Origin of the sequence: Streptomyces mutabilis (assembly GCF_046628145.1) — a bacterium.
Taxonomy (GTDB): Bacteria; Actinomycetota; Actinomycetes; order Streptomycetales; family Streptomycetaceae; genus Streptomyces; species Streptomyces mutabilis.
Map to the genome: position 1 here is coordinate 7801084 of NZ_CP176874.1, position 13304 is coordinate 7814387.

General features: G+C 69.7%; 12 protein-coding genes and 2 pseudogenes. 10 read left to right on the forward strand and 4 right to left on the reverse strand.

What is annotated here, in order from left to right; all coding sequences use genetic code 11:
• Positions 1–15: 15 nt before the first annotated feature.
• The 6 genes and pseudogenes from ACLIN4_RS35095 to ACLIN4_RS35120 form a co-directional block, all read left to right on the forward strand.
• Complete coding sequence (locus ACLIN4_RS35095; RefSeq protein WP_381942310.1) at positions 16–375, forward strand: hypothetical protein; 360 nt, start codon at positions 16–18, stop codon at positions 373–375.
• Positions 372–1613: a low temperature requirement protein A gene (locus tag ACLIN4_RS35100; RefSeq protein WP_411576592.1), complete on the forward strand. Its 1242-nt coding sequence runs from the start codon at positions 372–374 to the stop codon at positions 1611–1613. The genes ACLIN4_RS35095 and ACLIN4_RS35100 overlap by 4 nt, the downstream gene beginning before the upstream one ends.
• Before the next feature lie 561 nt (positions 1614–2174).
• Positions 2175–4934, forward strand: coding sequence for an ATP-binding protein (locus ACLIN4_RS35105; protein WP_411576593.1), 2760 nt, complete (start codon positions 2175–2177; stop codon positions 4932–4934).
• A gap of 160 nt (positions 4935–5094) precedes the next feature.
• Positions 5095–5919, forward strand: coding sequence for an alpha/beta fold hydrolase (locus ACLIN4_RS35110; protein WP_381942303.1), 825 nt, complete (start codon positions 5095–5097; stop codon positions 5917–5919).
• Between the two features lie 65 nt (positions 5920–5984).
• Entirely contained in the window at positions 5985–6308 is a 324-nt protein-coding gene (locus ACLIN4_RS35115) for a putative quinol monooxygenase (RefSeq protein ID WP_100048418.1), read from the forward strand.
• Positions 6309–6437: 129 nt separating this feature from the next.
• Positions 6438–6824, forward strand: a pseudogene (locus ACLIN4_RS35120) (SDR family NAD(P)-dependent oxidoreductase); the annotation flags it as partial.
• Positions 6825–7021: 197 nt separating this feature from the next.
• Here the strand turns inward: ACLIN4_RS35120 and ACLIN4_RS35125 are convergent.
• The 3 genes from ACLIN4_RS35125 to ACLIN4_RS35135 form a co-directional block, all read right to left on the reverse strand.
• Entirely contained in the window at positions 7022–7591 is a 570-nt protein-coding gene (locus tag ACLIN4_RS35125; RefSeq protein ID WP_411576594.1) for a DUF6328 family protein, read from the reverse strand.
• A gap of 138 nt (positions 7592–7729) precedes the next feature.
• On the reverse strand, positions 7730–7921 hold the full coding sequence (locus ACLIN4_RS35130) for a hypothetical protein (RefSeq protein ID WP_411576595.1): 192 nt from the start codon (positions 7919–7921) through the stop codon (positions 7730–7732).
• Entirely contained in the window at positions 7918–8280 is a 363-nt protein-coding gene (locus ACLIN4_RS35135) for a hypothetical protein (RefSeq protein WP_411576596.1), read from the reverse strand. Before ACLIN4_RS35135 ends, ACLIN4_RS35130 begins: the two co-directional genes overlap by 4 nt.
• Before the next feature lie 187 nt (positions 8281–8467).
• Here ACLIN4_RS35135 and ACLIN4_RS35140 point away from each other — a divergent pair.
• Positions 8468–8656, forward strand: a pseudogene (locus ACLIN4_RS35140) (IS110 family transposase); the annotation flags it as partial.
• Between the two features lie 817 nt (positions 8657–9473).
• Here the strand turns inward: ACLIN4_RS35140 and ACLIN4_RS35145 are convergent.
• Positions 9474–9860 carry a DUF1330 domain-containing protein gene (locus ACLIN4_RS35145; RefSeq protein ID WP_411576597.1) on the reverse strand — a complete coding sequence of 129 codons (387 nt, stop codon included), beginning with the start codon at positions 9858–9860 and terminating at the stop codon, positions 9474–9476.
• 345 nt (positions 9861–10205) lie between these two features.
• On the opposite strand from ACLIN4_RS35145, the gene ACLIN4_RS35150 reads away from it, so the two are divergent.
• The 3 genes from ACLIN4_RS35150 to ACLIN4_RS35160 all read left to right on the forward strand — a co-directional run bounded on the left by ACLIN4_RS35150 (position 10206) and on the right by ACLIN4_RS35160 (position 13081).
• A complete protein-coding gene (locus ACLIN4_RS35150) occupies positions 10206–11531 on the forward strand; it encodes a zinc-dependent alcohol dehydrogenase (protein ID WP_411576598.1) in 1326 nt (441 codons plus the stop codon).
• Positions 11528–11689, forward strand: a complete 162-nt coding sequence (locus ACLIN4_RS35155; protein ID WP_107477489.1) for a zinc ribbon-containing protein — start codon at positions 11528–11530, stop codon at positions 11687–11689. The genes ACLIN4_RS35150 and ACLIN4_RS35155 overlap by 4 nt, the downstream gene beginning before the upstream one ends.
• A gap of 183 nt (positions 11690–11872) precedes the next feature.
• Positions 11873–13081, forward strand: a complete 1209-nt coding sequence (locus tag ACLIN4_RS35160; protein ID WP_411576599.1) for a polysaccharide pyruvyl transferase family protein — start codon at positions 11873–11875, stop codon at positions 13079–13081.
• The last annotated feature ends 223 nt before the right edge of the window (positions 13082–13304 follow it).

The window sequence follows — 13304 nt, forward strand, 5'->3', positions numbered from 1 at the left end:
GATTTGGAGTGGTCCATGAACGAGAGAACTGTTTCCCATGCCTACGGTGCCGACGATCCTGGACTGCCAAGCCCACCGGCAGTGACGGACATCCGACACACGCTCCGGGAGCAGAGCCGGAACGCGTTCGCGAACGCCGAACCCCGGCTCGGCCCCACCGTTCCGGCCGCCGTCCGGCGTTGGAAGCTGTGGCTCCTCACCGTCTGCGGTATCTACCCCACCATCGTCCTGCTGGGCCTTGCCACAAGCCCTGTTCTGGAGGATCTGTACCTGCCGGTGCGACTCGCTGTACTCGTCCCGGCGGCGGCAGCAGCGATGGTCTGGCAGATCAATCCCCGACTGCAGCGGCATTTCGGAGCTTGGCTCACCAGATGACAAGCAGCCCGGCTCCGCCGCCGGTGTGCTCCGCGGCGCCCGCCCACCACAGACCACTGCGCAGGCTCACGGCGCGAGGCCGCGGCGAGACCCGCCGCGGCGTCTCCGCACTGGAGCTCTTCTTCGACCTGTGCTTCATCGTGGCCATAGCCCAGGCAGGCGCCCAGTTGGTGCACGCCATGGTCGAGGGCCGCACGGGCGAGGGGATCCTCAACTACTTGATGATCTTTTTCGCCATCTGGTGGGCGTGGATGAACTTCACGTGGTTCGCCTCGGCTTACGACAACGACGACGTGCTGTACCGGATCGCCACGCTGATCCAGATAGCCGGCGTGCTCGTCCTGACGGCAGGCGTCTCCCAGGTGTTCGAGGAACACGCGTACCTGGTCGTCGTCATGGGTTATGTGATCACGCGGCTCGCCATGATGGCGCAGTGGCTGCGCGTGGCGCGGTCGAGCCAGGGCCCCGAGCGGACGATGGCGCTGCGGTACGCCATCGGGCTGTGCCAGATCGGCTGGCTGGGGCTACTGGCCCTGCCGGAGGCCGACCGGCCGTGGGTCTTCCTGGTGATGGCGCCACTGGAGATGGCCGTACCGCTGTATGCGGAGCGGGCCCACCCCACGCCGTGGCACCCCCACCACATCGCCGAACGGTACGGGCTGCTCACGCTCATCGTGCTCGGCGAGACCATCGCGGCGGCCACCGTCGCCGTGCAGTCGGGGATCGACGAGCACGAGGCCCTGGGGGAGTTGCTGCCCATCGCCGCCGGCGGACTGCTGATCATCTTCGCCGCCTGGTGGGTGTACTTCGCGGTCCCCATCCACGGGCACCTCCGGTCCAACCGGCAGTCCTTCCTCTGGGGCTACGGCCATTACCTGATCTTCGTCTCGGGTGCCGCGATCGGGGCCGGCCTGGAGGTGGCGGTGGAGCAGGCGGTGGGCAAGACGCACCTTTCGGCGCTGTCGGCGTCGGCGGCGGTGACGCTGCCGACAGCGCTGTTTTTGCTCACGGTATGGGCGCTGCACTCGCGCTTCTACAAGGTGGGGATCGCCCAGCAGTCGGTGCTGCCGACCACGGCGCTGCTGGTGGTCGTCTGTACGTTCCTGGGTCACTGGGCGGTGCTCGCGGCGGGACTGGTGGCGGCGCTGGCGGTGGCAGCCGGGGTGACGCTGACGGTGCTCGGGGCGGGCCCGGAGCGCGGGAGGGGCGAGGAAAGCGCCGCGGTGCCAGTTCTGTGAGGAGACCCCCGCCGCCGCGGGAACCTGGCCGGCACGGCGTACGACGGCGCCCGTGCCGTGGGCCCGGTGCACCTGCTCGACGACGGCGACACGTTGTTCACGCCGACGACGGGGACGCACCGGCTCGGCACCGCGAACCCGCCGACCCTGGACGAAGTCCTCGCGGCGGGGCGCGGACGCGGTGACCCACGCGACCGTACGCGCTGTGGGCACCGGCGAGTGGGTCGCGTACTCATCGACGGAGCCGAGACCACCAAGGTCCTCAACGCCGCTCAGGCCGCCAACGTCGACGCCACCCACATCACCGTTATCAGCCGACTCGAAAAGCTTCCCGGGAAGGCTGACTGCCCTTGGTGCTGTCGTTGCGATGGGGCTGCGGCGCCCGACGGGTGTTCTGCATGATCTTCGTTTGGGAGCTGCGGGTGTCGGCGAAGCAGATGGCTTCAGGCTCGGTTTGCCGGTGGGTGCGATACTTCCTGGTCAGGTGCGTGGCTAGTGTTTCGACTGCTTCGCGAGGCAGGACGAGGGACGCGGCGGATGTGGGCGAAGTCAGGGACAGGCATGGGCGTCGGCCCGACCGGGCTGGTCGGCCGGGAGGGCGAGCTCGCCGAGCTTGCGGTGTTCCTCGACATGGCCGGGACGGACGGAGCTGTCCTGGTGCTCACCGGTGATCCGGGCGTGGGGAAGACGGCACTCCTGGACGCGACCGCCGAGCTGGCGGTGGCGAAGGGAGTGCGGGTCGTCCGCGGGAGCGGTGTCGAGTACGAGACGGACATCAGCTTCGCGGGCCTCCATCAGCTCGTCGGCTCGCTGCCGGACGAGCTCGATCGTCTGCCGCGTTCCATGCGGGAGGCCCTCGAGGTCGCCCTCGGTCTCGGCGCCGGTCCCGCGCCGAGCCGGATCGCCGTCCTGAACGCGGCACTGTCCCTGTTCGACGAGGCCGCGAAGAAGCGGCCGTTGCTCCTCGTGGTCGATGACCTTCATGTCGTCGACCAGGCGAGCCGAGCCGCGGTGGGTTTCGTCGCCAGAAGGCTGGGGGGCCGCCGCATCGGGCTGCTCGGAGCGCAGCGGGCGGAGTCCGGCGAACCCTTCCGGTCCACCGGTCTGCCGGAGCTCGAGGTCGCGCCGCTGGGTGACGCGGACGCCCTGCGGCTGCTGTCCCGACGCTTTGCTCACCTTCCCCGCCGGGTTCTTTCGAGTGTGGCCCACGAGGCGCAGGGAAATCCCCTGGCGCTGCTCGAGTTCGCCGGGTCCACCGGGGTGTCCGGCGACCAACACGGCCAAGGGACGGGGTGGGCGAGCGGCCCGGGGCGGGATGTCCGCGCTTTGTACGGCGCCCGCGTTGGACGACTGCCGAGGGGAACACGTGAGGTACTGCTGCTCGCGGCTCTCGAGGGCTCCGGCGACATCGGCGTCCTCGAGGCGGCCGGCGGGCCGGGCAGCCTTGAGGAACTCGCTCCCGCGGAGCGTGACCACCTGGTCATGGTCACGGAGTACGGCCGCGCGGTGCGCTTCAGGCATCCGCTGGTCAGGTCCGCGGTAGTCGACGGTTCCACCGGTGAGCAGCGGCGCGGCGCCCACCGCCGGCTGGCCGACGCGCTGGCCGACCAGCCCGAGCGGCGCGGTGATCACCTGGCGAGAGCCACGACGGCGCCCGACGAGGCGGTCGCCGCCGTGGTGGAGTCGGCGGCCCGGAGCAGCCTGCGGCGCGGTGACGCCGACGGCGCGATCGCGAGATTGCGGCGCGCGGCCGAGCTGAGCACCGACCGAGCGGACCGCAGGCGCCGCCTGTCCCAGGCCGCCTATGCCGCCGCCTGGGTCACAGGCCATCTAAAGGTCAGCCACGAGATCATGCGTGAGGTCGAGGGCAATCCGGCGGCCCGGTCGCTCTCGGCGGCCGCGACGGCCGGCTTCCTGGTGCTCGTCACGGAAGGCGACGCCGATACGGCCCATGCACTCCTGATGGAGGCGGTCGAGCAGAACCCGGTGATGCCCGGACCGCCGCATGAGGAGCTGGAGACCGCGCTGTTCACCCTCATCCTCGCCAGCCAGTACTCGGGCCGGCCCGAGCACTGGCAGCCTCTGGTCGACGTCCTCGCCCGGTTCCCCGAGGCGGCGCCCGCCGCCGCGGCGTCGCTGGGGCGCGTCCACCACGACCTCGGCTCCGTCACCGACGGCATGCTGCGCCGCCTGGACGAGGAGATCGCGCGGCTGAGGGACCAGAGTGACGCCGACGTGGTCATCCGCACCGCCCTGACCGCCTCGTACCTCGACCGGCTTCCGGGCTGTCACGAGGCCGTGTCCCGGGTCATACGCGACGGCGGCGCGGTGGGATCGAGCATGCCGGCCCTGATGTTCGTCGCCCTGGACGACCTGTACGCCGGCCGGTGGCAGGCGTCGGCCGGCGCCGCGGACGAGCTCATCGCGCTGTCCGAGGAGACGGGGTACCACCTGTTCGCCCAGGTGGGGCACTACGTCGCTGCAATGGCCGCGGCCCAGCGCGGCGCCCTCGACGCGTGCCGGGAGCACTGCGAGGACATCTGGGGGTGGTCGGGTCCCAGGGGCCTGCGGCGATTGGAGAACTGCGCCCACCAGGCGGCGGCCCGGGCGGCCCTCGGCGCCGCCGACTTCGAGACGGCGTTCCGGCACGCCACGGCGATCTGCGCCCCGGGTGTGCTGCCGGCGTTCAACCCCGAGGCCGTGTGGTCCGCGCCGGACCTCGTCGAGGCCGCCGTGCGCTCCGGGCGGCACGCGGAGGCGCGACGGCACGCGCACGCGCTGCGCGACGCCGGTGTCGGTCACCTCTCGTCGCGGTTCGCGCTGAGCGCGGCCACGGTCACGGCGATGACATCGGTTGCCGAGGACATGGTCCGGTGCTTCGAGGAGGCACTCGGGCTGCCGGGCATCGAACAGTGGCCCTTCGAGGTCGGCCGTGCTCATCTGGCATACGGCGAGAGGCTGCGCCGCCAGGGGCTCAACCGCGAGGCCCGGGTGCAGCTGGCCGCCGCCCGCGGCCGCTTCGAGGAGCTCGGAGCGCGTTCGTGGGAGGCCCGGGCCGCGGCGGAGCTCCGCGCCACCGGGATGACGCGGACCGGCCGGGGCAAGGTCGGCGAGGCCCTTACCCCGCAGGAGCTCGAGGTTGCCAGGCTGGCGGCGACGGGGCTGTCGAACCCGCAGATCGCGTCGCGTCTGTTCCTTTCGCCGCGGACCGTGTCGTCGCATCTCTACCGTGTATTCCCGAAGCTGGGGATCACGTCGCGGGCCGGGCTCCGCGACGCTCTGGAGGCGCTGCCTCCCGAGCCTCCGGCCACCCGGCTGTGAGAGCTACCGGTCGGGTCTCAGCACTGCCCCGGTACTGACGTAAGCGAGCCGTCGGCCGGATGTCAGTCAGCTGACGGAGGCTGTCGGCACGGTGGCCGAGCCATTCTCGTGGAGACATCGAATCCGCCCGGTACCCGGGCGAGACCACGAGGAGCGGACCATGCCGTTCGTCACCACCAGCGACGGAGTCGAGATCTTCTACAAGGACTGGGGCTCGGGCCGACCGGTCATGTTCCACCACGGCTGGCCGCTGAGCTCGGACGACTGGGACGCCCAACTGCTGTTCCTCGTCCGGCGGGGCTACCGCGTCGTCGCCCACGACCGCCGCGGGCACGGGCGCTCCGCCCAGGTCGGCCACGGGCACGACATGGACCGCTACGCGGCGGACGCCGCCGCCGTGGTGGCACACCTCGGTCTGCGCGACGTCGTCCACGTCGGCCACTGCGCCGGTGGCGGAGAGGTCGCCCGGTACGTCGCCAGGCACGGTGCCGGCCGGGTTGCCAAGGCCGTCCTCATCGCAGCGGTCCCGCCGCACATGGTCCAAACGAAGTCCAACCCCGCAGGGCTGCCGGTGGAGGTCTTCGACGGCTTCCGCGAGGGCGTGGCCACCGACCGCTCCCAGTTCTACCTCGACATCGCCTCCGGGCCGTTCTACGGGTTCAACCGTCCGGGCGCGGACGTCTCCCAGGGCATCATCCAGAACTGGTGGCGCCAGGGGATGGCCGGCAGCGCGCAGGCGCACCACGAGGGGATCAGAGCGTTCTCGGAGACGGACTTCACCGACGACCTCCGGGCGATCGACGTGCCCACGCTCCTCATGCACGGTGACGACGACCAAATCGTCCCGATCGCCAACTCCGCCCGGTCGGCGGTCACGTTGGTCGAGCACGTAACCCTGAAGGTCTACCCGGGCCTGTCGCACGGCATGTGCACCGTCAACGCCGACACCGTCAATGCAGACCTCCTCGACTTCATCAAGAGCTGACCCGGCTCGGTACCAGACACAGCTCGTCAGCACGGAACACAACACGGAACAGAAAAGGAATCACTATGACCGCAACACACAACGGCTACGTGACCGTCGTCTGGGACGCGAAGGCGAAGGCGGGCAGGGAGGACGACCTCAAGGCGTTCATCACCGCCGCCGTCACCCCCTCTCGCAACGACCCCGGCAACATCGACTACGAGTCTCACGAAGTCGAGGGCCGACCCGGCGAGTTCGTCATCTACGAACGCTGGGAGACACGCGCACACCTCGACGCACACCTCGCCGCGCCCCGGATGCGGGAACTCGTCCCGCAGATGCTCGAACTGATCGACGGATCCATCGAGGACGGCATCCGCCTACTGCGTCCGTTCCGCCCCGCCCACTAGAGCAGGGCGCCCGCCGACGTCGGGGTCGACGCGACGGAGCACACCGCCGCGGGACCAATCCCTTGGGTGCTCCCGGTGACCGCTTTCCGGGAGCACCCGCTCCGACGACACGCACAGGAGAGACACGACGTGACCACCACATTGATCACCGGCGGCAACAGGGGCCTCGGTCACGAGATCGCGCGCCGACTCGTCCAGGCGGGCCAGACGGTCTGGATCGAAGCCCGGGACGCCGGGAACGGACGCAAGGCCGCCGACCGGCTCGGCGCCGGCTTCGTCCAGCTGGACATGATCGACGACGCGTCGGTCGACGCGGCGGTCGAGACGCTGCGCGCACGGGTCGGCCACCTGGACATTCTCGTCAGCAACGCCGGCATCCTCGGCGAAGTGACCGCATCCGAGGACTTGACGGCCGACCAGGTCCGCCACGTCCACGAAACCAACGTCTTCGGCCTGGTGCGCGTCACGCACGCGTTCCTGCCCCTGCTGCGGAAAGCGACCGCCCCGTCCGTCGTGGCTGACCACGCAGTACGCCAGGACGATCCCCGTCGTCCGCTTCAATGCGGTGGACGCCGGCCAGACCGCGACCGAGCCCCTGGTGACGGCGGCAGGCCCGACCCGCTGGCCTTCAGGCCGCGCACCTGAGGCGGACCGTGTTGCCCGTTGCTCCGGCATCCGGTCACGACGCCCTGCCCGCCTCGCGCCCCGGGCGCCTACGCGTCGTTGGTGGGGGAGCGCCGGGCGGCGCGGCGGCGCAGGCGCAGCGGCAGCACGTACCAGCAGAGGCCGAACCACAGCATGACCCCGCCGACGAGCACTTCGGCGAGGACACCGGGGACCACGAAACGCAGGATGAGCAGCAGCGTGCAGCCGATGGTCAACGCGAGCAGGACTATGCCGCACATCATCAGGCGGCAGGCTGCCTCCACCACCTCGTCCTTCATACGCTGGCCGGACAGGAAACGGTGGATGGAGACGGGTGCTATGAGAGATCCCGTGGCCGACGCGCCCAGGACCACGGTGAGGACGTAGATGACGTGGTCCACCGTCCCCAGTTCCCGGAACAGCGGGGTGAAGGCCACGCTCAGCAGGAAGCCGAAGAGGATCTGTACACCGGTCTGGGTGATCCGCGTCTCCTGCAGGACCTCGTTCCAGCGGCGGTTGACCCGCTCACGCGGGGACTCCGGCGCCTCGGCACCCGACCCCGGGCCGTGACCGTCGTGGTGTGCGCAGCGAACGGTCTCCTCCTCCGTCGGCTCGGCCGACTGCTCCGTCATCGTCATGGCATCCTCCCCATCACAGGACCACCGTCTGCCCCGTCTCCGCCGCCTTCATGCAGGTCATGGGCACGGTAAGGCTGATCCGACGACTGATGCCGACGAGGACGCCACGCACGACGACCTCGTGGCCGGGACGAGGCGTCATCCCAGCGCGCGGCGGGCGAGCGCGTCGTAGGCTCCAGGATCATCGTCCTCGACCACGGGATAACCTGCGCCGGGATCACCCTCCCAGCGCAGACCGATGCCCGGGTTGTGGACGTCCAATCCGTCCGGAAGGAAGAAGTGCGGGCTGCCCTGAACCTCGTCACGGTGCCCCCGGTAGTCGCGCATCATCGCCCCGCGCGCGCTCCCGTGTCGAGGGCCTCGACCAGCGCGTCGGTGTCCACCCGGTCACAGCCGGAGGCGATGTCGAGGATCTCGTGGTGCAGCGAGATGCAGCGGCTGTCGCGGAAGAACGCCAGCCGCAGCGCCATGTCCAGCTGCTCGGCGGCCGCGTACGACTGGGCCTTCGCGGCGTGCACGGCCTCGTTCGCCGGGGCGACGGTCACCGGCCAGGCCGACGGGTCCTGCTGCCACGGCTTGAAGCCGAGCTCCGGAGCCAGGGGCCCTGCGACCGGGATTTCGGCGTCCAGGTAACGCTTCGGAATGGGGAAGCGGTTGATGTCCTCCAACAGGAAGAGACGGTGGTCCACCCGAAGCCGGTCCTGCGCCTGCGCCTGCTCCCGAGCGGCGTACAGCCTCGCCAGCCCCACCGTGGACCACGCGCACGCCACTTCGTATAGACGACTACCGTGCCCGACGCCACTTCGATCGTCATGACCTCTCGAGTACTCGTCGGGCCGGCGAAGAACGCGGTGGCTCAACCACGGCGGTGACCGGCAGGCAAACGCCGCCCTGCACCGCATCGTCTTCACCCGCCTGCGTCACGATCCACGCATCCAGGCGTACTACGAACGCCGCACCCAGGAAGGCAAGACCCGACGTGGAATTATCCGGTGCCTCAAGCGATACGCAGCCCGCGAGGTATTCAACCTGGTCAGACCGGTTTCCCGCGCCCCCGCGTTATAGGGGCGTCGGTGATAAGCGAGGCGCCACCGAGGTCCGCCCTGACGGAATCTCTGCACGGTTCCGTGAGACGGCGAAGCCGCACCGGAGCACTCCGGTGCGGCTTCGCCGTGAGACCGCACGCGCTGGTGCGCATGATGCGGTCGGCGCCGCGGTGGAAGCGTCGCTGCCTCGTGCGGTCCGTGTGCTGGAACACCCTCGGGTGCATGATTTGCCATCGCACCCGTTCATCCGTATCAGAGGCGTGTGTCCCTCTCAGCGTGACCGGGTCGTGTGAATGCGGGAGCGGGAACGGTCGGATGGGTCAGTTTGTCGCCGGTGGATGAACTGGCGGTCTGTGAACCGCGCGAGATCGCGAAATCGCTGACGGTAGGTCCTACTGGCGCCCACGGACCCGGTGTTGCCTCGGCGATCGTGCGTCGCAGGGAAGTGTCCACGTACAGGGGTGCACAAGGGGCAGTCCGGAGCCTCTCAGTCGGCCCGGACCAGGGTCTCGGCGCGGGATCAGGGGCCGAAGTCGCCGAAGGGCTGTTGCCAGTCTCACCGGGCCAGTAGTACGTCACATGGCCTTCGGCGGGCCGGTAGCGCGCTGTGTAGAGCCTTCTCGTCCCTTGCTCGTCAACGGTTCGGTACAGCGGTGGTTTCAGCGTCGCCGCCACGTCCGCACCTGAGGAGCGAATGGCGCGCAGCTGCTCCTGCGTCCGCAAGGCCCCGTCCTGCTGTCACATCGGCACCCTCACGAGCCACGTCCTGGGCGCGAGCAGACGCCCCTACATGGTGGGGGCGGTGTGGTGGTTCGAGCGGACCCGCTCGGCCCGCTTCAGGACGGTCGCGGGCCGAGCCGAGATGTCCAGGGTGCGGTCGGTTGGAGTACGGCCTCGGACAGCGCGCGGGTCCGTAGCGCGGTGATCTGCTGGTAATCGGGGTCGGTGACCATGCTGCTGAACGCCTCCCGGCTGGGATAACGGACCAGAAGCACCGCGTCCCAGGTCTGGCCTTCCCCGGCCACGAGGGGCGTATCACCGTCGCCTGCGTAGAGCAGTTCCCCTCCGTATCTACTCAGGAAGACGGCCGCTCGGCGTGAGTATTCCTCGTAGGACCGCCGGCCGTCCGGCGTGAACCGCAGAAGGTTCAGCATCACGAACGGCCCATCCGGGCCAGGCGTAGCGAAGGCGTTGAGAACCGCCTTGTCGGGATCGACAGCCACGGGCTGCTCCTGTCGGTCGTCGTGGGATGCTTCCCGCCCGCCCGGGCCGCCCGGGCCGGGCGGTACAAGGCTAAGCGATGACAGGCCCTTTGCATACCGCCCGGTCGGTACCCTCGCCTTTCGAGAGTCGTGAACTCGCCTGCCATGCCTTGGCTGTCAAGACGGCATCCAGCTCCCCGTCACCGGCTTCGAGAAGGCGAATCGTCTGTACGTCAGCAGGTCTCGCCGTCATCGGCGGGACGCCGCGGTTTCGAGGACCCTCGACAGGACACCCAAAAACGGCCATAAGGAGCACACCGGTCGCGTCGCCTGGTAACGGTGATACGAGAACGACGGAGGAGACATATGAAGGCTGTCGTGTGGCACGCGCTGGGGGACATACGCCTCGATGACGTGCCGGAACCGAAGATCAAGGACCCGTACGACGCGATCGTGCGGATCACGACGTCCGCCATCTGCGGCACCGACCTGCACTTCATCCGTGGCACGATGCCCGGGATGCAGGAGGGACGCGTCCTCGGCCACGAGGCCGTCGGCGTCGTGGAGGAGGTCGGTTCCGGGGTGCGCAACCTCCGCCCCGGTGACCGTGTCGTGGTGCCGTCCACCGTGGCGTGCGGGACGTGCAGCTACTGCCGGGCCGGCTACTACGCACAATGTGACAACGCCAACCCGGGTGGTCCGCGGGCGGGCACGGTGTTCTTCGGTGGCCCGGAGGCCGCCGGAGGACTGGACGGTCTCCAGGCCGAGTACGCCCGTATCCCGTTCGCGCACGTCGGGCTGGTCCCGCTGCCGGACACCGTGGATGACGCGCAGGCCATCCTGGTCTCCGACATCTACCCCACGGCGTGGTTCGGGGCGAGGCTGGCGGAGGTCGGAGACGGCGACACGGTGGCGGTCGTGGGTGCCGGACCGGTCGGTCAGGCGGCCATCGCCTGTGCCCGCCTGCAGGGAGCCGGGCGCATCATCGTCGTCGATGGCCTGGCGGACCGGCTGGACCTGGCGCGCGACCAGCATGCCGAAACGGTCGACTTCAACACCGAGGACCCGGTCGAGGCCGTCCTGGAGCTGACCGGCGGCATCGGCGTGGACCGTGTGATCGAGGCCGTGGGCGTGGATGCCCAGCGGCCCGCCCACGGTCCGGCGGCCGAAGCGCTGCGCGAGCAGGGCGAGCAGTTCGCGCACGAACGCCAGGAAGCGGCTCCCGAACAGAATCCGGACGGCAGCACGTGGGTGCCCGGTGACGCCCCGACCCTGGCGGCCCGCTGGGCCGTGCAGATGTCGGCGAAGGCCGGCACGATCGGCACCGTCGGCGTCTATCCGCCGCAGGTGCAGCACTATCCGTACGGCGAGGCGTTCATGAAGAACCTCACCCTGAAGATGGGCAACTGCAACCACCGCCGGTACGTGCCCGAGCTGGTGTCCATGGTCGCCGCCGGCCGGCTCGACCCCACTCCGCTGATCACCCGCTGGGTCGGCACCGAGGACGCGATCGACGCCTACCGCACCTTCGACCGGCGGGAGGCGGGCTGGACCAAGGTGACCCTCGGCATGGCGGGCGACGGCTCGGTCGCTCCGGGCTTGGGCGAAGCGGCCGGCACCGGAGCCGGTACCACGGCAGGTACGCAGGGGCCCAGGACGACGGACCAGGGCAGCCGAGGTGACCGGTCATGACCGCCGAGGCCGGCGAGAAGGCGCAGAAGACAGGGGACTTCTACTGCGCGCACTGCAGCGAGAAGGTGCATGTGACACAGGGAGACAAGATCCCGTCCTGCCCCAACGGGCACAAGGAGTTCGAGACCCGCAGGAACGAACCCGGCAACAGGTCGTGAACGGGAGCCTCGGTGTCAAAGGGACCGAGAGTACGGCCGCTCCCAGCGGACTGCACCTTTCCATGCCGTCGTGCGGACAGCGGGCTTCGGCCCTCTGGCAACAGGACACCACCGCTTCCTGCTCGTGCGGTCGCCCCGCAGGGCCCCCGGCCTTCCGCCCTGGGATTTTGACAGGAGAGCCGTATGAACACCGACCGCCCGCCATTCCCGCCGGATCCGCGGATCGGGGTGCTCGGCTCCTACGGTGGGCTGAACACGGGTGACGAAGCGATCCTCACCTGTGTCCTCGCCTGCCTGCGCGCGCGCAGCCCTCGGGCGTCCCTGATCGTCTTCAGTCGAGACGCCGCTCACACACGCGTGCACCAACCGCTCGCGGACGAGGTGCTGCACTGGGAGGGAGTTTCGTACCAACGGTTGAATGAGACCCTCGCTGACCTTGATCTGCTCGTGCTGGGTGGGGGAGGCGTCCTTTACGACGGCGAGGCGCGCCGCTATCTGCGCCTCGTCGCGGCGGCGCAGGCCGACGGCGTGCGGACGTTCGCCTACGCGGTCGGAGCCGGGCCCCTGGGTGAACAGGATGACCGTGAGGCGGTGCGGACGGTGCTGTCGGCCATGGATGACGTGGTGGTGCGGGACGAGGAGTCACGGCTGGTTCTGGAGGAGGTTGGTGTCGAGCGTGGCATCACTGTCACCGCAGACCCGGCCCTGCTGCTGCCGGCGGAGCCGTTCACCTCGGAGATGATGGCAGGCGAGGGTGTCCCGGCCGACGCCCGTCTGGTGGGCATGTCGGTGCGTGAGCCGGGCCGGGCGGCCGAGCACCTGGACGAGGGCGACTACCACACACTGCTCGCCGGCGTTGCCGACTTCCTGGTACGGCGCCTCGACGTCCACGTCGTCTTCGTACCGATGGAACGGCAGGACATTCGCCACGCCCACGCCGTGCTGTCCAGGATGGCGGCATCCGACAGGGGCCGGATCATCAACGGCGTTTACAGTCCTGGGCAGATCCTCGGGCTGATGCGCCACTTCGACCTGGTCGTCGGCATGCGTCTGCACTTCCTGATCTTCGCGGCGCTGCACGGTCTGCCTGTGTTGCCCCTGCCCTATGCCGGCAAGGTGTTCGACTTCGCGCGGCGGCTGGGCGCACCGACGCTCGTCGGCGTGGCACGTGAACAGTCCGGGCTTCTGCTGGCGGAGCTGGACCGGCTGTGGGACGAGTTCCCGCAGCGACGCCCGGAGCTTGTCGCGCGCGTGCGGAGCCTGCGGGACCTCGCCCGTGTGACCGGCCTCCGCTGTGGGGCTCTGCTTGACGGTATCGATACCGTTCCTGCCGGAGCAGGCCCGGGACCGAGCGGTGCGAAACCGCCGATGGCGGCGGCGGACAAGACATAAGAGCGGTGGATCCGCTCGGGCGCCTTCGGTGAACGCTCAGTCGCCGGTGCCCGAGTCCTGCACACGGCGACCCGGCCGACGCCGGTGCACCGCGTTGGCTGAGCGGTAGGTGCAGGCGCTCGTCCACCGGGTACTCCTGCCTCCGCGACGGCTCGGTAGGTTTCCGGGACGGCGGTATCGGTTAGACGCCGGTGTTGGAGGCACGTCCCGGCTCGGACGGTCT

Coding starts and splice junctions, on each gene's coding strand:
- ACLIN4_RS35100 (WP_411576592.1), top strand. CDS start 372: ATGACAAGCAGCCCGGCTCCGCCGCCGGTGTGCTCCGCGGCGCCCGCC.
- ACLIN4_RS35110 (WP_381942303.1), top strand. CDS start 5,095: ATGCCGTTCGTCACCACCAGCGACGGAGTCGAGATCTTCTACAAGGAC.
- ACLIN4_RS35095 (WP_381942310.1), top strand. CDS start 16: ATGAACGAGAGAACTGTTTCCCATGCCTACGGTGCCGACGATCCTGGA.
- ACLIN4_RS35105 (WP_411576593.1), top strand. CDS start 2,175: ATGGGCGTCGGCCCGACCGGGCTGGTCGGCCGGGAGGGCGAGCTCGCC.
- ACLIN4_RS35115 (WP_100048418.1), top strand. CDS start 5,985: ATGACCGCAACACACAACGGCTACGTGACCGTCGTCTGGGACGCGAAG.
- ACLIN4_RS35155 (WP_107477489.1), top strand. CDS start 11,528: ATGACCGCCGAGGCCGGCGAGAAGGCGCAGAAGACAGGGGACTTCTAC.
- ACLIN4_RS35125 (WP_411576594.1), bottom strand. CDS start 7,591: ATGACGATGACGGAGCAGTCGGCCGAGCCGACGGAGGAGGAGACCGTT.
- ACLIN4_RS35160 (WP_411576599.1), top strand. CDS start 11,873: ATGAACACCGACCGCCCGCCATTCCCGCCGGATCCGCGGATCGGGGTG.
- ACLIN4_RS35150 (WP_411576598.1), top strand. CDS start 10,206: ATGAAGGCTGTCGTGTGGCACGCGCTGGGGGACATACGCCTCGATGAC.
- ACLIN4_RS35130 (WP_411576595.1), bottom strand. CDS start 7,921: ATGATGCGCGACTACCGGGGGCACCGTGACGAGGTTCAGGGCAGCCCG.